General features: G+C 63.2%; 14 protein-coding genes, 1 tRNA gene and 1 pseudogene. 9 read left to right on the top strand and 7 right to left on the bottom strand.

From position 1 onward, the window contains the following. Window positions 1–25 precede the first annotated feature (25 nt). Complete coding sequence (gene serA, locus AC0L3P_RS20290; protein ID WP_473304403.1) at window positions 26–1,615, top strand: phosphoglycerate dehydrogenase; 1,590 nt, start codon at window positions 26–28, stop codon at window positions 1,613–1,615. Window positions 1,616–1,885: 270 nt separating this feature from the next. After that, window positions 1,886–3,058 (top strand): thiolase family protein, encoded by a 1,173-nt coding sequence (locus tag AC0L3P_RS20285; RefSeq protein WP_275172497.1) that lies wholly within the window; start codon window positions 1,886–1,888, stop codon window positions 3,056–3,058. An 85-nt stretch (window positions 3,059–3,143) separates the two neighbouring features. Here AC0L3P_RS20285 and AC0L3P_RS20280 read toward each other — a convergent pair whose 3' ends face one another. The 4 genes from AC0L3P_RS20280 to AC0L3P_RS20265 all read right to left on the bottom strand — a co-directional run bounded on the left by AC0L3P_RS20280 (window position 3,144) and on the right by AC0L3P_RS20265 (window position 5,078). Then, a complete protein-coding gene (locus AC0L3P_RS20280; RefSeq protein WP_473304399.1) occupies window positions 3,144–4,049 on the bottom strand; it encodes a hypothetical protein in 906 nt (301 codons plus the stop codon). A 120-nt stretch (window positions 4,050–4,169) separates the two neighbouring features. Then, window positions 4,170–4,322: a hypothetical protein gene (locus tag AC0L3P_RS20275; RefSeq protein WP_354061644.1), complete on the bottom strand. Its 153-nt coding sequence runs from the start codon at window positions 4,320–4,322 to the stop codon at window positions 4,170–4,172. Window positions 4,323–4,619: 297 nt separating this feature from the next. Next, window positions 4,620–4,847, bottom strand: a complete 228-nt coding sequence (locus tag AC0L3P_RS20270; RefSeq protein WP_354208149.1) for a hypothetical protein — start codon at window positions 4,845–4,847, stop codon at window positions 4,620–4,622. Between the two features lie 42 nt (window positions 4,848–4,889). Next, the gene (locus tag AC0L3P_RS20265) at window positions 4,890–5,078 is read right to left on the bottom strand and encodes a hypothetical protein (RefSeq protein WP_354061648.1); all 189 of its coding nucleotides are present in this window, start codon (window positions 5,076–5,078) and stop codon (window positions 4,890–4,892) included. 151 nt (window positions 5,079–5,229) lie between these two features. Between AC0L3P_RS20265 and AC0L3P_RS20260 the strand changes: the two genes are divergently transcribed. Further along, window positions 5,230–7,233, top strand: coding sequence for a BTAD domain-containing putative transcriptional regulator (locus AC0L3P_RS20260; RefSeq protein WP_473304395.1), 2,004 nt, complete (start codon window positions 5,230–5,232; stop codon window positions 7,231–7,233). A 3-nt stretch (window positions 7,234–7,236) separates the two neighbouring features. On the opposite strand, the gene AC0L3P_RS20255 is transcribed toward AC0L3P_RS20260, so the two are convergent. Further along, window positions 7,237–7,704, bottom strand: a complete 468-nt coding sequence (locus tag AC0L3P_RS20255; RefSeq protein WP_473304393.1) for an MAPEG family protein — start codon at window positions 7,702–7,704, stop codon at window positions 7,237–7,239. 115 nt (window positions 7,705–7,819) lie between these two features. Here AC0L3P_RS20255 and AC0L3P_RS20250 point away from each other — a divergent pair. Then, window positions 7,820–7,966 (top strand): annotated as a pseudogene (locus AC0L3P_RS20250) (acetyl-CoA C-acyltransferase); the annotation flags it as partial. 91 nt (window positions 7,967–8,057) lie between these two features. On the opposite strand, the gene AC0L3P_RS20245 reads toward AC0L3P_RS20250, so the two are convergent. Together AC0L3P_RS20245 and AC0L3P_RS20240 are read right to left on the bottom strand one after the other, a co-directional pair. Continuing rightward, window positions 8,058–9,101 (bottom strand): AI-2E family transporter, encoded by a 1,044-nt coding sequence (locus AC0L3P_RS20245; RefSeq protein WP_473304390.1) that lies wholly within the window; start codon window positions 9,099–9,101, stop codon window positions 8,058–8,060. Window positions 9,102–9,449: 348 nt separating this feature from the next. Then, window positions 9,450–12,875, bottom strand: coding sequence for a PAS domain-containing sensor histidine kinase (locus tag AC0L3P_RS20240; protein ID WP_473304388.1), 3,426 nt, complete (start codon window positions 12,873–12,875; stop codon window positions 9,450–9,452). Between the two features lie 633 nt (window positions 12,876–13,508). On the opposite strand from AC0L3P_RS20240, the gene AC0L3P_RS20235 reads away from it, so the two are divergent. From AC0L3P_RS20235 to AC0L3P_RS20215, 5 genes are all read left to right on the top strand, one after another. Next, on the top strand, window positions 13,509–13,940 hold the full coding sequence (locus AC0L3P_RS20235; protein ID WP_473304385.1) for a phasin: 432 nt from the start codon (window positions 13,509–13,511) through the stop codon (window positions 13,938–13,940). 192 nt (window positions 13,941–14,132) lie between these two features. Next, a tRNA-His gene (locus AC0L3P_RS20230) sits at window positions 14,133–14,209 on the top strand. A 723-nt stretch (window positions 14,210–14,932) separates the two neighbouring features. After that, window positions 14,933–15,115, top strand: a complete 183-nt coding sequence (locus AC0L3P_RS20225; RefSeq protein WP_044590027.1) for a helix-turn-helix domain-containing protein — start codon at window positions 14,933–14,935, stop codon at window positions 15,113–15,115. Window positions 15,116–15,139: 24 nt separating this feature from the next. Next, window positions 15,140–15,451: an ImmA/IrrE family metallo-endopeptidase gene (locus tag AC0L3P_RS20220; RefSeq protein WP_473304382.1), complete on the top strand. Its 312-nt coding sequence runs from the start codon at window positions 15,140–15,142 to the stop codon at window positions 15,449–15,451. A 719-nt stretch (window positions 15,452–16,170) separates the two neighbouring features. Further along, the gene (locus tag AC0L3P_RS20215; protein ID WP_085357752.1) at window positions 16,171–16,389 is read left to right on the top strand and encodes a rubredoxin; all 219 of its coding nucleotides are present in this window, start codon (window positions 16,171–16,173) and stop codon (window positions 16,387–16,389) included. Window positions 16,390–16,432: the final 43 nt, after the last annotated feature.

Below are 16,432 nucleotides of genomic sequence, written 5' to 3'. Positions count from 1 at the left end.
TTATCGACCATCAGGGATCATTCCCATGACCAAACCCAAAGTTCTCATTTCCGACGCGCTCTCTCCCGCTGCCGTGCAGATCTTCAAGGACCGCGGCGTCGAGGTCGACTTCCAGCCCAACCTCGGCAAGGACAAGGACAAGCTCGCCGAGATCATCGGCAATTACGACGGCCTCGCGATCCGCTCGGCGACCAAGGCGACCGCGAAGATCCTCGAGAAGGCGACCAATCTCAAGGTGATCGGCCGCGCCGGCATCGGCGTCGACAACGTCGAGATTCCCGCCGCCACGGCCAAGGGCATCATCGTGATGAACACGCCCTTTGGCAATTCGATCACGACTGCCGAGCACGCCATCACCCTGATGCTGGCGCTGGCGCGCGAGATTCCGCAGGCGGACGCTTCGACCCAGGCCGGCAAATGGGAGAAGAATCGCTTCATGGGCGTCGAGATCACCGGCAAGGTGCTCGGCGTCGTCGGCTGCGGCAACATCGGCTCGATCGTCGCCGACCGTGCGCTCGGCCTGCGCATGAAGGTGATCGCGTTCGATCCGTTCCTGTCGCCGGAACGCGCCAGGGACATCGGCGTCGAGAAGGTCGAGCTCGACGACCTGCTCAAGCGCGCCGACTTCATCACCCTGCACACGCCGCTGACCGAAAAGACCAAGAACATCATCGACGCGTCCGCGATCGCCAGGATGAAGAAGGGCGTGCGCCTGATCAACTGCGCCCGCGGCGGCCTCGTCGACGAGCAGGCCGTGGTCGACGCTTTGAATTCCAAGCACATCGCCGGCGCCGCCTTCGACGTCTTTGTCGAGGAGCCCGCCACCGCGAACGTGCTGTTCGGTCATCCCAACGTGATCTGCACGCCGCATCTCGGTGCGTCCACCACCGAAGCCCAGGAGAACGTCGCGCTTCAAGTCGCCGAGCAGATGTCCGATTACCTGCTCACCGGCGCGATCTCGAATGCCGTCAACTTCCCCTCGATCACGGCGGAAGAAGCGCCGAAGCTGAAGCCCTTCATCGCGCTCGCCGAAAAGCTCGGCTCGTTCGCGGGACAGCTGACCGAGAGCGGCATTCTCAAGGTCGAGATCACCTATGAGGGCCACGTCGCCGAGATGAAGATCAAGGCGATCACCTCCGCCGTGCTGTCCGGCCTGCTGCGGCCGATGCTGGGCGAGGTCAACGTCGTTTCCGCGCCGGTCGTCGCCAAGGAGCGCGGCATGGTGGTGGACGAGATCGTCCGCGCCGCCCAGAGCGACTATGAAAGCCTGATCACCGTCACCGTCACCACCGAGCGGCAGGAGCGGTCGGTCTCGGGCACGGTCTATGCCGACGGCAAGCCGCGCCTGGTCGACATCAAGGGCATCCGCGTCGACGCCGAATTCGGCAAGTCGATGATCTACGTCACCAACGAGGACAAGCCGGGCTTCATCGGCAAGTTCGCGAGCCTGCTCGGCGATGCCAAGATCAACATCGCGACCTTCCATCTCGGCCGCGTCGCGCCGGGCTCCGACGCGATCGCGCTGATCGAGGTCGACGGCGCGGTGCCGGCCGACCTGCTCGCCAAGGTGCAGGCCCTGCCGCAGGTCAAGCAGGTCAAGGCGCTGACGTTCTAGTCGAGCTTTCTCCGTCGTCATGGCCGGGCTTGACCCGGCCATCCACGTCTTGCCCGGTCGGAGAGAGAACGTGGATGCCCGGGACAAGCCCGGGCATGACGAGTGGATAGAGTGATGCTCACATTGATATTCCGACCCGCGGAACAACGCCGCCCTCTCGCGAGGGCGGCGTTTTTATTTCTCCCGCGACCGCTGCACTTTGTGTACCAATGGCGCCGAGAAGACCTCGACCGACGCACCGGTCAAAATCGTTCGAAAAGGGAGAAAACAATGCGTGAAGCCGTCATCGTTTCCTATGCACGCACGGGCCTCGCGAAATCCGGCCGCGGCGGGTTCAACATCACCCCGCCGATGTCGCTCGCGGCCCACGCCATCCATCACGCGGTCGACCGCGCCGGTGTCGAGAAGGACTATGTCGAGGATTGCTATCTCGGCAATTGCGCCCATGGCGCGCCGAACATCGGCCGCCAGGCCGCGCTGCTGGCGGGAATGCCGAAATCGACCGGAGGCGTCTCGGTGAACCGGTTCTGCTCGTCCGGTCTCCAGACCATTGCGATGGCCGCCAACTCGATCCGCTCGGACGGTTCCGACTGCATCGTCGCAGGCGGCGTCGAGAGCATCTCGATGCCGGGCGGCGGGACGCCGAAGGAATCGATCGATCCCGAGCTGCTCAAGACGGCACCGGCGATCTTCATGGCGATGATCGACACCGCCGACATCGTCGCCGAGCGCTACAATCTCAGCCGTGAATATCAGGACGAGTATTCGCTGGAGTCGCAGCGACGCATGGCCGCCGCGCAGCAGGCGGGCAAGTTCAAGGACGAGATCGTCCCGATGAAGACCAAGATGAAAGTGGTCGACAAGGCGACCAAGGCCGAGTCGATCGTCGACTACGTCGTCGACCGCGACGAGTGCAACCGGCCCGAGACCACGCTGGAAGGTCTCGCCAAGCTCGAGCCCGTCAGGGGTCCCGGCAAGTTCGTCACGGCCGGCAACGCCAGCCAGCTGTCGGACGGTGCTGCGGCCGTGGTGCTGATGGAAGCCAAGGACGCGGAGAAGCGCGGCCTCAATCCCATGGGCCGCTTCGTCGCCTGGGCGGCCGCGGGTTGCGAACCGGACGAGATGGGCATCGGCCCGATCTTTGCCGTGCCGAAGCTGTTGAAGCGCCATGGCCTGAAGATCGACGACATCGATCTCTGGGAGCTCAACGAAGCCTTCGCCAGCCAGTGTCTCTATTCGCGCGACAAGCTCGGCATCGATCCCGACAAGTACAACGTCAACGGCGGCTCGATCGCGATCGGCCATCCCTTCGGCATGACCGGCGCGCGGCTCACCGGCCACATCCTCCAGGAAGGCAAGCGCCGCAAGGCGAAGTGGGGCGTCGTGACGATGTGCATTGGCGGCGGCCAGGGCGGCGCGGGACTGTTCGAGATTTATAGCTGAGACAGACTGCAGGACTGCGAAGGGCACGGCGCCGCAAGCGCCGTGCCCTTTGTTTGAGTACCAGGTCAGGCGTGCACTCTTTGGATCACCGGTTTTGTGGGATGAAGCGGCTGAAGGAAGGTAGTCTAAGACAAAGCTTGATGATGAGGGGAAGGGCGAGGACCGGGATGACGCACGCAGCGACATAACCTTCCGCCAGCGACGGCAGACCGAAGCTCGCCGCTGCCCACACGAGCGTGACGTTGCGGTTTCCGCTCACGAGACCGATGGTACCGGCGGTTTGCCACCCCAGTCTCGCGAACGTCATGGCAGCGAGGACGCACAGACCGAAATTGAACACGATCGCCGCGGCGAGCATCACGTCGAAACGCAGGGCGTTGCTGGTCCATTGCGCCCGTATGCCTTGCGAGGTGGCAAGCCCCACGATCATGAGCCCGACAACGGCGATCCCGGTGGCGGCGCTTTGATCGGGCAGAACGGGAATCACATGACGACGAAACCTCATGGCTAAGAAGGCCACCAGGCCTGCAGCGCCGATAATGCTGAAGAGCCGGATCGCCAGCCCGCCCATGTCGAATGCAATTCCAAGTCCGAGTACCGTGGCAAAACTCGGAATCGAGATCGGTGTGAGCAAGGTCAGTGCGATGGAAACGAGCAGTGCGAGACGTGGTCGCAAACCGAGCATTCCGGCGATCGCAGCGGCGCTTCCGACCGGCGGCGCCAGCAGTGAAAGCAGAACGCCGGCCCGCAGCGCAGGATCAAGCGGAGCAAAGGACAGCAGAATCGCAGCAGCGAATGGCAGCACCAGGCCAACCCAGGCAAGCACCACGCCCATCAGGAGCGGACGAATGCTGGCTTCAGAGGGGGCAAGACCCGCCGTAAGAAACGAGCCCAGCGTCAGAAGAAATGCCGAAAAAGGCAAAAGATCGTAGCCGAGATGAGCGAGGGGAGTGATCACCAGCCCTGCGCAAAGCGAGATCACCAGGAGCATGGGTCCTTGTCCGCCAAGCGTGGACAATATCCGGCCAACGTACATATCAGCTCCTCAGGACTTGCGCATCGACGACGATGCGTCTTCAGATTTCAGTCATGTCGGCCACCATTGCGAACGTCAGAAGAATCCGGCGCTCAAATCCAGGCCGTAGGTTCGTGAGAGCACGAACACAAAGACGCACGCTGCGCACAACAAGAAGGCGTGCTTCGCCAATTCGGCACCGATGACCGAGAGGACCGTGCGGGAAATCGTGCGTATGATTGCTGGCATGTTGCCTCCTGGGTTTTCAAATCCCATGAACCGGCTGCATGTGGCGGCCGTCAGTCGGTGTGCGAAGCGAGGATCAGGGGCGGATCACCTCGCTCGGTCGACGCGCGCTGAATGAGGATCGCGCCGATCACGTGAACGAGGCCGAATCCCAGCAGAACGAGGATCATCAGGCGCGTCTCGCCGCCTGTTCGCTTTCTGTCGTGCGATGCTGGAGATCTGGCCCGAATTGGAGACGCAGCACGGTTGTGATTGTTCACGATTGTCCTCATATGCTTCGCTGTCGCTCGTCCCGATCGCCTACGGTGTCGGCGGGTTCGAAATGTAGTGGGTGACGAAATCATTGGAGGCGAGGTTGGCTTGGCGCTCTCGGGGCGCCTTGCTTATTGCCGCGAAGGCAATCACCAGCGCCATGAGCGAGCCATAGAAGGCGACCACTCCAAGTCTCCACATCGCAACCAATCGCTGTTCTTGGTCGGACGCGAGAAACCTCTGCGATTGTCTTCCCTGCTGTGCGATGTCGGTCAATGCGACCTCCTGTTTGATGGCTGTTGTGATGCCGGCGTGCGATCAGTCGCCTCCGAAAAGGAGCGGTGCGACGGGCGGCGCCGACTGCGAAGCGGCCCTGAGTGCCGGGTGTGCAAAGGTCGTCAACGCTGCGTCGAATCCGGCGAGCACCACGAATAAGCCAACGACGATCATGATGAGGTGATGCGCGCGCACGCTGACTTCCGGATGAAATTGCTCCGCGTCGATCAACCAACCGGCATCTCGTCGCGATGCGATCTGAACCCACTGTCGTCGTCGCCGGCGTCACTCGGCCGTCACTGCAGCGTTAATATTGTTCGCTAAGGCGGCAATTCGTGTAGGATGTATATCCGTGAGCGCATCTGCTTATTTTTGAGGCGGAATGACCGAAACTGCACCCGCGCCCAGCCCAAGTTTTACTCTCGCACTTCTTGGACGTTTTGAACTGATCGGGCCGGACGGCGCCGTCAGCTTGCCGAACAAGAAACTCGCGGGATTGCTGGCCTATCTGGCCTGCACGGCACCTCAGCCTCAGCACCGCGAAAAACTCTCGACCTTGCTGTGGGGATCGCACTTCGAAGCGCAGGCGAAGCAAAACCTGCGACAGGCGCTGTTCAAGCTACGTCAAGTTCTTGGTCAGAGTGCTCTCAGGAGTGACGGCGAATTCATTTCGTTGAATGCCGTTGTGATCACCTGCGATGTGCCGCAATTCGAGCGGCTTGTCAGAAAGGGCAGCTGTGACGCGCTGACCGCGGCGGCAGATCTCTATCGCGGGCGCCTCGTCGATGACATCGCGGTCAACGCTGAGGGCTGGAGCGAGTGGCTGGCCGGCGAACGCGAGCGGTTATCGGAGCTGGCTGTCGGCGCGATGGTAGCGCTCGGCGACCAGGAACTGTCCGACGGACGTGCCGGCGATGCCCTGCTCGCCGGCCAGCGCGCCAATGCACTCAACAGCATGCGCGAGGATGCGCACCGCCTGATCATGCGCGCGTTGTCCGCGGCCGGCCGCAACGCCGAGGCACTCAAATATTATCAGGCCGTCGTTGCCTTGCTGAAGCAAGAGCTCGGCACCGCGCCCGATGCCACGACCAGCGCGCTGGCTGCGGGATTGCGCAAGGTCCAGGAGCAGAAGATCGTTCTGCCGGCAGCGGAGCCGACGGCAGACCTTTCGCACCAGGCGGAGCACGTGTTCGGCAACGACAGGCCCTCCGTGGCGGTGCTTCCGTTCCGCAACATGGGTGGTGAAACCGAACAGGACTACTTCGCCGATGGCGTCACTGCAGACATCATCACCGCTCTATCGCGCTTTCGCGAGCTCGTGGTGATCGCGGCCGGATCGAGCTTTGCCCTTCGGGACAAGGGAATGACCAGCCGGCAGATTGCGCAGCAACTCGGTGCGCAATACGTCCTGAGCGGTCATATTCGCAAGGCGGGCAACCGCATTCGCGTCTCGGCCGAGCTCACTCATACCGGAAGCGAGGCCCAGGTCTGGTCCAATCGCTACGACCGCCCCCTGGTCGACATCTTCGACCTGCAGGACGACGTCAGCAGCAGTGTTGCCGCAGTCGTCGATCCCGCCGTTCGTAGCGCCGAGATCGAACGCGCACGCCGCAAGCCGCCAACTGATCTTTCGGCCTATGATCTGTATTTGCGCGGCCTTCACCATTTATGGGGCGGCACCCGCGAAGGTATCGTCAAGGCCATCGATCTGCTTCGGCGGTCTCTGAGCCTCGATCAGGAGCGAACGGCGACGCTGGCGGCGCTGGCTTGGGGACTCGTGATGGCTCCGCCGCTCGGCGCCAACATGTCTGCGGATGCCGCGTCCGAGGCGGTCGGTCTGGCGCGCCGCGCCGTCGAGCAGGATAGTGGGGACGCTTTCGCCCACGCTGTCTACGGCTTCACGCTGTTTGGGCCCGCCGGCGACAACGATCAGGGGCGCATTCACGCCAGCGAAGCCGCAAGGCTCAATCCGAGTTCGGCTTTCGCATGGGGTGTACTCGGAATGATCGACAGCATGGGAGGCGATTATGCCAACGCACTCGCATGCCTGCATCGGTCTCTCGTCCTCAGCCCCGAGGACAGCATGCTCCATATGTGGATGACGGGATTGACCGCGTCCTACTTTGCCCTCGGGCAGTACGAGGAGGGCGTTGCCTGGGCGCGCAAGTCGGTTCGGCACAATCCGAGCAACGGCACCGGGCATCGCATGCTCGCGGCAAACCTGGTCGGGGTCGGCCGGCTGGAGGAAGCCCGCGAGGTCACCCGGGTTCGCGATGCGGCACAAAAAACGACGATCCGCGATCTGCGCGCCATGCGCTTTTTCAAGCAGCACGAGGCGCTTGAACGCTACCTTTCGGCCCAGCAGATCGCCGGCGTGGCCGACTGAGCCTCAAGCGCCGAGTGCAACGAGCAGCGTGCGCATGGTCATGAAGACCAGGATGACCGAGCCGACGGTCCACAGCATGGCGCGAATGTCGTGAATTTGCCCGGTGAGATAGGCGAGAAAATGCAGCAGGCGTGAGGCAACGTAGCCGTAGAGCAGGCATTGCGCGAGAAGCAGCGACGGCTTTGTGAGAACATAAAGAAAGCCCGCGACCAGGAAATACGGCAGGCTCTCGAGATCGTTCATCTGGATCCGGCGGATCCGCTCCACATCTTCGTTGGGAAGAAGCTGCGCCGGATCGGGCGCGGGATTCAGTGGTGTCTTCTTGATGTCCTCCGGCGAACGGTAGCCGCCCTGGACCCTCACCATCCGGACTACGGTGAGCCACGACATCGCCACGGCCTTGAGGATGATCAAGCTGGCGGCAACGACATAGGTAGCGAAGAGGGGATCGTGAAGATTGATTCCGTCCAATTTGGTACCCCTCCGGCAGGGCCATACTACATGTCCGAGCGGGTTGCGCCACTACGTAAAGGCAGCCGCCAGTCCAGTCCCAGCCTGATCTCGTCTTACGCCTTCGCCAGCGCCGATCGGCCACCCGTTCGGCATGACCGGCGCACGTCTCACCGGCCACATTCTCCAGGCAGGCAAGCGCCGCAAGGCGAAGTGGGGCGTCGTGACGATGTGCATCGGCGGCGGCCAGGGCGGCGCGGGCCTATTCGAAATCTACAGCTGAGATCGAGCCTCTTGAATGCGGAAGGCACGGCGTCGTCGGCGCCGTGCCTTTTGCTTTCTGGCGCGTACTTGGGGGATATGCCCGCGGTGACTCAGCCGTTCTTCTCGTGCGCGACAGGTCGGAACACCCACTCGCGCCAGACCACCAGCAAGGCTGACATGATCACCGGGCCCAAGAACAAGCCCAGAAGGCCGAAGGCAGCCAAGCCTCCAAAGATTCCGACGAACGCGAACAGAAACGGCAGCCGCGCGGAGTCGCCGACCAGGGTCGGCCAGACGAAATGATCGCCGGCCAACATGACGATCGCGCCCCAGAAGAAGACGCCCGCGGCTGCGAAGCCGCTGCCTCCGCCGGAGATCAGGACTACCGCCGCAGCGGTGAAAGCCAGCCAGGCGCCGAAGGGAAGCATGGCGAAGGCCGTCGTCAAAATCGTGAATACGATGGCATTCGGCACGCCCGCGACGAAATAGGCCACGCCGATCAATAATCCCTCGCCCGCGGCGACCAGCACCGTACCGTTCACGGTGCCGCGGATCGCGCCGACCATCTGCTCGGCGAGACCCTCTCCCGCCTCACCGAAAAGTCGATCGCAGGTTTCCAGCACGCGGTCCGAGATCGACCGGCCGTTGCGCAGCAAGACGAACAAGGCCACCAGCGAGAAGAACAGAAGAAACAGGCGGTGAAGCAGCTGGCCGCCGAAGGTTCGAAGCAATTCCGATGCGTTGTCTGCGTTGACGCTTTTCAGCCATGCGGTCGCGGCTTTGGGATCGGAAAGATTGCTGCGCCACCACTGCTCCATGCTCTCTGCGGCGATCGGAAGGCGGGCGAGCCAATCAGGCACTTCGATCCCGCTCTCTCCGGCCTGCTTCATCCAGCCTACGAGCAGATCGCCTTGCTGCGCGATCTGATAGACGGCAAGCGACATCGGCGTAAACAGGATGAGGGCGACGACGAGCGTGAAGACCAGCGGGGCCAGGCTGGAGCGGCCGGAACTCACGCGCGCTGCAAACTTGGTGTAGAGCGGCCACAGGCTGGTTGCGAGAATCGCGGCCCAGATCAACGCGGGGAGAAATCCCGCCGCCGTCCACAACGCAAGTGCGACCAGCGCGAGGGCAAGCACGACCCGTGCGTTCATGCGCGCGCCCGCGCCCGTGGGCAGCGGCTTTCGCTCAGTGGCGGTCGGGCCTCCCTCGCTCCCCACCGTGTCGCTCCGCTTGGGCGAACGCTGTTTCGATGCCACGGATTTCGCTCGGTCGGCCATTTGAAATCACTGGGGTGCGGGAGCTGCAGTGCCGAACTGATCAGCAGGAGAAACGCTTGGTCCAGGCTTCAAGCCGCAACAAGGGGCTTCGGTTCCGTTCGGGAATAAGTTGCAAGACGTGGCAGCCTTCGTCGGGCGCGGCTCAGCCGAAGCCGCCCGGCACCAGGCCGGCCGCAGCGCGGCCGCGGGTGTGCACCATCTCCGGGAAATCGCGCTCGCCGCTTACGCCTTCGCCAGCGCCGGTGCGAACACCACCTCGATCAGCGAGCCAGAGTTCGCCGCGCTCTTGATGTTGAAGCGGGCGCGGTTGGCTTCGACCAGGGCCTTGGTCAGCGACAGGCTCAGCGCCGAATTATCCTCGGCGTCGCCGGGCGGTGGGGTCCGGAACGGCTCCATCGCGGCGGCGACTTCGCGCTCGGTGAGGCCATGGCCGGTGTCGCGGATGCGAAGTGCGACCTCGCCGCGGTCGGTCAGCGCGGTGGAGACGATGACCTGGCCGCCGGCGCTGGCGAGCCGGATCGAGTTCGAGATCAAATTCATGGTGATCTGCCGCATCGCGCGTGCATCCGCGCTCACCTGCGGCAGCGCATGGCCGAGCGAGGTGCGGATGATGATGCGCTCGCGATTGGCCTGCGGCTGCATCACCACCACGCAGGCCTCGACGAGATCGTTGAGGTTGAGGTTGGCGAAGGTGAGGTCGAGCTTGCCGGTCTCGATCCGCGACAGCTCGAGCAGGTCGTCGATGATGGCGATGACGCGCTCGCCGGAGGCACGGATGTCCTTCATGTACTCGCCATAGCGCTCGTTGCCGAGCGTGCCGAAGCGCTCCGAGATCATCACCTCCGAGAAGCCGATGATGGCGTTGAGCGGCGTGCGGATTTCGTGGCTGATCCGCGCCAGCATGTCGGCCTTGGCATTCGCCGCGCCGTCGACCAGACGTCGCGCCTGCGTCAGCTCGCTCTCGCCCTGCTTGCTCTGCGAGAGGTCGCGGAACACGGCGAAGAAGTTCGGGCCGTCGGGCCTGGTGCGCCCCATGATCATGGCGAGCGGAATGACGCCGCCCTTCTTCTCGCGCCCGAGCACCTCGCGACCGTGGTCGAGCAGGCTCGCGATGTCCTGGCTCTTGAGGTTTTCCAGATAGTCGATCACGACATGCTGGCTCTCCGGCGCGAACAGCGTCACCAGATTCTGCTGCATCAGCGTCTCGCCGTCATAGCCGAACAGCGCCTCGGCGCTGCGGTTGCAGGCGTGGATGTTGCCTTCGGCATCGAACATGACGATGCCCTCGGCCGTGGTGTCGAGGATCGCGGCGAGATCTTCCGCGTCGGCCTCGCCGACCTCGGGCTCGGGCGGGAAGATCTCGGGGACAATGGTCTCGGCGACGACGGTCTCCGCGATCACGGGCGCAGCCGCAACGGGCGCGGCCTGCGGCAGCGCGCAGATCAGCGCATGCGCACTCTCGCCATCCCAGTCGATCGCGTGCAGATGCGCCTCGGTGGTCGGCAGCGGCGCTTCGCCATTGGCGAGCGTCGCGCTGATCGTGACAGGCGTGCCTGCTTGCGACGTGCTGCTGGCCGCCGACACGCCCGGCTCGACATAGAGCGCATCCAGCCCGCCGGCATTCTCAAGGGCGCTCAGGCTGGCATAGCCCATGCGCGCGAGAAACGCGGAATTGGCATAGAGCAGGCGGTCGAGCCGGTAGATCAGGATGCCGGTCGGCAGCAGGTCGAGCAGCGCGCGGTCGCGCGTGCTGTGGCCGTGCGCGGGCGGCGCGGGCGCGGTCAGCCATTCGGCCGGCGCGTGCGGCGGTTCAGCCTCAGGCTTGGGCTCGGGCGACGGCGCTTCGGGCGTGATCTCGGCATCCGGCGGCTCGGACGATGCCGCGATGGTTTCCTTGTCGCGTTCGAGGCGCTCGGACAATTGCCGCGCGAGCTCGTTGAACGCGCTGTTCTCGACCGGCGTCAGCGTCGGCGGTCGCGTGTCGCCGGGCGCTCGGAACGGCAGGACATTGGGAGGCGTTTCCACTGGCGTTTCCGGATCGGTTGGATGTGAATTCGCGTCGGGTGTGGGTTCGGGCAGTTCAGCTTCAGGCTCAGGCTCAGGTGCGGGCGGCTCGATCGGCGGAGGCGGCGGCGCCTCTGGCTCGGGCGCTGGTTCGGGCTCCGGCTCGACCACATCCACGGACAGGCTTTGCGGCGCCGCCGGTTCAGCCAGCAGCTCAAAGCGCCTGAGCGCATCGAGCCGGTTGAGGCCGTCGAGATCGCGGCAGACGCCAAAACCCCTGAAGCCCGCAAAATTGCGTTCGCCGTCATAGACCGGCAGCCCGGCAAGCTCGACCGGCAGGTGCTCGCCGCCATCGGCCGGCCAGTTCACGGTGATCCCGGCCCAGGTGTCCTTGCTCGCCAGCGCCTGCGCCACGCGGCTTTCAGGATCGAGCGCGAATGCGTCGGCGATCTCGCGCCAGGGGCGGTCGAAGCCGGCCGCCGTGCGCGGACCGATCAGGTGGATGAATTCGTCGGAGAGAAGCACAAAGCGGCCTTCTGCATCCACCTTCCAGAGGAAGCGCAGCGGATGCTGACGCGGTGCGGGCGGCTCTTCGTGGCCCGACGGCGGCTCGACCATGCCGGTCACGGTCGGCGCGTCCTGCGGCGACACCATGGCTTCCGGCGAGTTTTCAACCGGAGTTTCTGGCGCGGCGTCGGCTGCTTCCTCGACGGCTTGCTGAATCGAGACGATCTCTGTCGCCGGCTCGCTTGCGGGCGGATCGTGCGCGATCGCCCCGGTGGCTTCCGGCGCGTCCTCGGCAAAGGCATCGAACAGCGCAATTTCGGATGGCGCCTCGTGCGACGGCGCTGCTTGCACATGCTCCGGCACGGCGGGTGGGGCAGGGGACGGCGCAGGCTCGGACGAAGCGATGTCTTCGCGCGCAACCTCTTCAGTGGCCTCGGCTTCGACCTCCTCACTCGCAGCCGCCGCCTGCTGCACCGCAGGCTCGATCAGCGCGACCAGGCCGACGTCGGCCCCGCTGCCGACCCGCTGCAGCACCATCTGGCCGATGCCGATCGGCGTCTCGGCGCGGCCCTGGCGAAGCGCATCACTGCGCGCCTGTTCGAGGCCGGCTTCGCCCAGGTCGCGGAAGCCGAGCAGGGTGCGGGCGGTTTCGCTGGCGCCGACGAACAGGCCGTCGGGCGCGAATGCCGCCATCGGCGTCTTGGCGCCGTCGACCAGACGAAGCAGCCGCTCGACCAGCGGCATGGTGCGCAAGCCCGGGTCCATCGCGGTAACGAGCACCGCAGATCCTTGGAAGAATTGGCCGCCATCGGCGAACTCGAGCCGGGCACAGGCGCAGGTCATCAGCGTGCCGAGCCGCGCGCCGAAGCCGCGCAGCCGTTCGAGCCGGATGGCGCCGTTCGGAGGCAGCCGGCCGGCAAGGCGAACGATCTGGCGGCGGTGGTTGTCGGCGGGGCCGAAGGTCTTCTCTGCGAGCGCCGTGGCATTGGCGGCGCCAAACAGTCTGGCGCCGACCGGATTGGCCCAGAGCACGCGCGTGCCGTCGATCGACCAGAGCCAGGCGGGCAGCGGCGAGGTCGCGTGCACGGCCAGCCGGGGATCGCCCACGCCTCGCAACTGGAAATCCGAACTCGTCATCCGACCGGCTTCGCGTCTCGCTTGTCAGCAAGGCTGCCGGGAATGACAGCCTTAAGAAAGGGTTAGTATCGCCCGCAGCCGCGGACAGGTCCACGGCCCCAGCCTATGCGCCGAGGCCTAAAGCCGCGATAACCTTAATGTCCCCAGGCCCGCAAGGCGGGCCGACACTGCATCCGCAGGATTCGCGCGTCGGGGAAGAAGTGAGCTGGATAATCTGGCTTGAACCGGTGGTGCTCCGGGCTCGGTCTAACCTCGCCCGCTTGCGGGAGAGGTCGGCGCGAAGCGCCGGGTGAGGGCTTTTTCCTCATTGGGGCTGTCCCATTGCGGAGACACCCTCTCCCCAACCCTCTCCCGCAAGCGGGAGAGGGAGCGCACCGGCTTTGGGTTCGCGTCAAAACACCTCAACCACCGGTTCCCCACCCCGGGAACCTCATCCTCCCCGAGATTAAATTTTGCAACGCACCCTCGAAACCCGTTGCGTTGCACAATGTTGACATTTTAGGCAGCCATGGTCACCGCGCTGGGCGAGCCATCATCCGTTTTGTGTTTCCAGTCATCGCATCCGTCACCCGGTTGGCCGGCGGGCGCGCCTGAAGGCTCACTCCGTTTTTTCATTAGTGTGAGGGACAAACCATGACAGGTGCGACTGATCCGTTTTCTGCCTCGATCATTCCGTTCGAGGTCCCCGAGCAGGTGCGTGCGTTCGCCGAAAAGGGCGTGTCGCAGGCCCGCGAGAACTACGCCAAGTTCAAGGACGCCGCCGAGACCCACAACGGCACCGTCGAGGCCGTGTTCTCTTCCGCCCACAAGGGCGTGAGCGAATACACCGCCAAGCTGATGGAGTTCGCGAAGGCCAACACCAAGGCCCATCTCGACTTCACCCAGGAGCTGTTCAGCGTGAAGGCGCCGCAGGATGCGTTCGCGCTGTGGACCAACCATTCCAAGACGCAGCTCGAGACCTTCCAGGCCCAGGCCCGGGAGCTCGCCGAGATCACCCAGCGCGCTGCCACCGCCGCCGCCGAGCCGATCAAGGCCTCTGCCGCGAAGCTCTACCCCGCCGCCTGATCTGGCCGGGCGGTTTGAATTAAGAAACCCGGGCCTAGAGCCCGGGTTTTGCTTCGGAAATAACCTCGTTTGCGGGGCGTTTTAGGGTGTTGCGGCCTTGCCAAAAACGCCCGTTGCACCTAGTTTCCGCCCCGTCCAGCCCCCCATGGTTCTCGGCCCTATCAAGGGCGCCCCCGGGCGGCTCGCAAGGATGCAGTTGTAGCTCAGTTGGTTAGAGCGCCTGTCTGTGGAACAGGAGGTCGGTGGTTCGAGCCCACCCAACTGTACCAACAAAATCAATAGCTTCTGCCATCAACGACGAAAAGGTTGCAATCGCAAGCTACCGCGTAGCTACCACGGCAACGGCAAGAGCGTTCTGGTTCCAAAAACGTTCGTAGTGATGGACGGACCCTTGGCCTAGATCGGCGCGGCGAATGCTCTTTGCGCTTCGGTTGGGTCGTTTCTGGCGCGAATCTGGTGCGGTCAATGTCTGCTCGTGCAAGCGAGTCGGGATTGACATCTAAAGGTCTCTATCGCCGTACTTCTTTTCAGGATGATCATCGAGCGGACCGATTTGGGCCTCTCAAGGCTGAAACAGGGGTTCGATTCCCCTAGGGAGCGCCAGCAAACTCAGGCACTTAGGTCGCCATCAGCCACGTTCGTTGAATAATGGTTGAATAAGACGCTGGTGAACAGCGGCGAACGCTTGGGGAATTTGCTGCCGAGATTTAGCAGACTGGCCTCGGCGCAATGCCTCGCTGTGGCTGGCGCACTCGCGAAAAATTTCCTCGTCGCCCCTTTGTATCCGGAAATACTCAAACCGCCGCTGACGTGCGCTGTCGTACGCGAGTGCCCTCGGATGCTCGCATTGACGTTGCTCATCGCACAATCAACCCTTCTGTCGAGCTTTGCGCGAATAGGAGAGCCACGTGAGATACAATCGACGAGAGAAAACTGGCGGACAACAGTCACAAGTCAGCCTATCCGCTCCGAAAGCCGCAGAACCGAGCACGATGCCATTCGCCCAGCGGCTCACCTGCACGATTGACGATGCATGCGAAGTGACCGGCTTGGGACGCACGAAACTTTACGAGTTGATAGGAGCTGGGCGTATCGTCACGACAACGATCGGACGTCGGCGACTAGTAGTGGTGCGCTCTCTCCTGGCGCTCCTTGACACCAACATGTCGAACTAATGGACGTGCGACTATCGCCGCGAGTTGAATCTCGATCAGTTTAGTCCGCTCGACCCTCGTATCCTGGCTGCAACATTTGGTATTCGCGTGTGGACGCCGAAAGACGTTCCAGGTCTTTCAGCAGCGGCACTGAAGCAACTCCGTAAGGTCGATCCGGACAATTGGTCTGCTGTCACGATTTGCGTGGGCACCAAACGCGTCATCATCGTCAACGACCAACACTCGCCGGAACGGCAGAACAATTCGATCATGCATGAGCTCTCGCACATCATTTTGAAGGACAGGGCGGCACAGGCATTCGTCTCACCTAACCTCGCCGACTGCGATTCTATGTGATCTTGAAACCGCAAAGATGGCGGACAATTGGGATGAAACGTCGTGTCTCTCCAGATTTGCTCGTGGAGGGACCGAACGCACGACAGAAAAAGAAACAATCTGCTCGCCGTCAATCTTTTTCAACGGGATCGGTAGCCTTCAATCGATCGGCTTGAAATCCAAGGGCACGCAAGAGTTGAAGACTACTCCACCACCAGGAACAAAAAGAACGTATGCGAGTTGCACATCGCTCAACCCATTATCGTTTCAACTGGCGTTAGCGGCGCCAATCTTCTTGCATGATGGCTAGACCCGTTTCACGCCCGAGTGCAATTGCAGAAAGCTCAGGACTGCAGCGGCCGTTTGGCTCGCTACAAAGCCATTTGTAACGCCGCCGGCCGGCCGCTGGACGGTTCTGGCTCATTTGCGCTCTTGTCGGAAGACGGAATGCACAGCCGACGCCTCGCAGGCCTTTGCGCCGACGAAAGCGGCGGCGCGTGACTGAGCGACCCAAGGCTTCGCGGTCATGGTTGTCCAACAGTCGGATGACCAGTTTCGGCTGCTCGAAGAAGGAATGCACGTCTTCTCTGAGAGATATTCCTACTGCCGGGTTGACGGCCTTGACCAGAACCAGCGGACGTCAATCTGGTACAGCAAGAATGCCGCAGACTGGCTCTATGGAAGGAACCAGTTCTAGCCTACATCGGTGTCATGAATGCTCCACAGCATAGGCCACCGAGATGAGCAATGAAAGCGCTCACCTGCACTCTGAAACAGCGATCGGCGCACCGGTTTACAAGACCTGGATGTGCGCGCTCTGCGGGGTTGTTTACAGCGAGCGGGAGGGATGGCCGGACGAGGGCATTCCGCCGGGCACTCGCTGGGAAGACGTCCCCGACGAGTGGATCTGCCCCGATTGCGGCGCAGACAAGAGTGAATTCCAGATGACTGAGGTCTGAACGAAATCCCGTTGATGCTGCGAGCAGCGTGCGCGGCATTCAT

The organism is Bradyrhizobium sp. WSM4874 (assembly GCF_055811835.1).
The sequence above is the reverse complement of the archived record's forward strand: the minus strand, read 5'-3'. Positions and strand labels throughout refer to the sequence as shown.

Bases quoted from the DNA above. Each gene is read 5' to 3' on its own strand.
- serA (WP_473304403.1), top strand. From the start codon at position 26: ATGACCAAACCCAAAGTTCTCATTTCCGACGCGCTCTCTCCCGCTGCC.
- AC0L3P_RS20285 (WP_275172497.1), top strand. From the start codon at position 1,886: ATGCGTGAAGCCGTCATCGTTTCCTATGCACGCACGGGCCTCGCGAAA.
- AC0L3P_RS20280 (WP_473304399.1), bottom strand. From the start codon at position 4,049: ATGCTCCTGGTGATCTCGCTTTGCGCAGGGCTGGTGATCACTCCCCTC.
- AC0L3P_RS20275 (WP_354061644.1), bottom strand. From the start codon at position 4,322: ATGCCAGCAATCATACGCACGATTTCCCGCACGGTCCTCTCGGTCATC.
- AC0L3P_RS20260 (WP_473304395.1), top strand. From the start codon at position 5,230: ATGACCGAAACTGCACCCGCGCCCAGCCCAAGTTTTACTCTCGCACTT.
- AC0L3P_RS20245 (WP_473304390.1), bottom strand. From the start codon at position 9,101: ATGAACGCACGGGTCGTGCTTGCCCTCGCGCTGGTCGCACTTGCGTTG.
- AC0L3P_RS20240 (WP_473304388.1), bottom strand. From the start codon at position 12,875: ATGACGAGTTCGGATTTCCAGTTGCGAGGCGTGGGCGATCCCCGGCTG.
- AC0L3P_RS20235 (WP_473304385.1), top strand. From the start codon at position 13,509: ATGACAGGTGCGACTGATCCGTTTTCTGCCTCGATCATTCCGTTCGAG.
- AC0L3P_RS20225 (WP_044590027.1), top strand. From the start codon at position 14,933: ATGCCATTCGCCCAGCGGCTCACCTGCACGATTGACGATGCATGCGAA.
- AC0L3P_RS20215 (WP_085357752.1), top strand. From the start codon at position 16,171: ATGAGCAATGAAAGCGCTCACCTGCACTCTGAAACAGCGATCGGCGCA.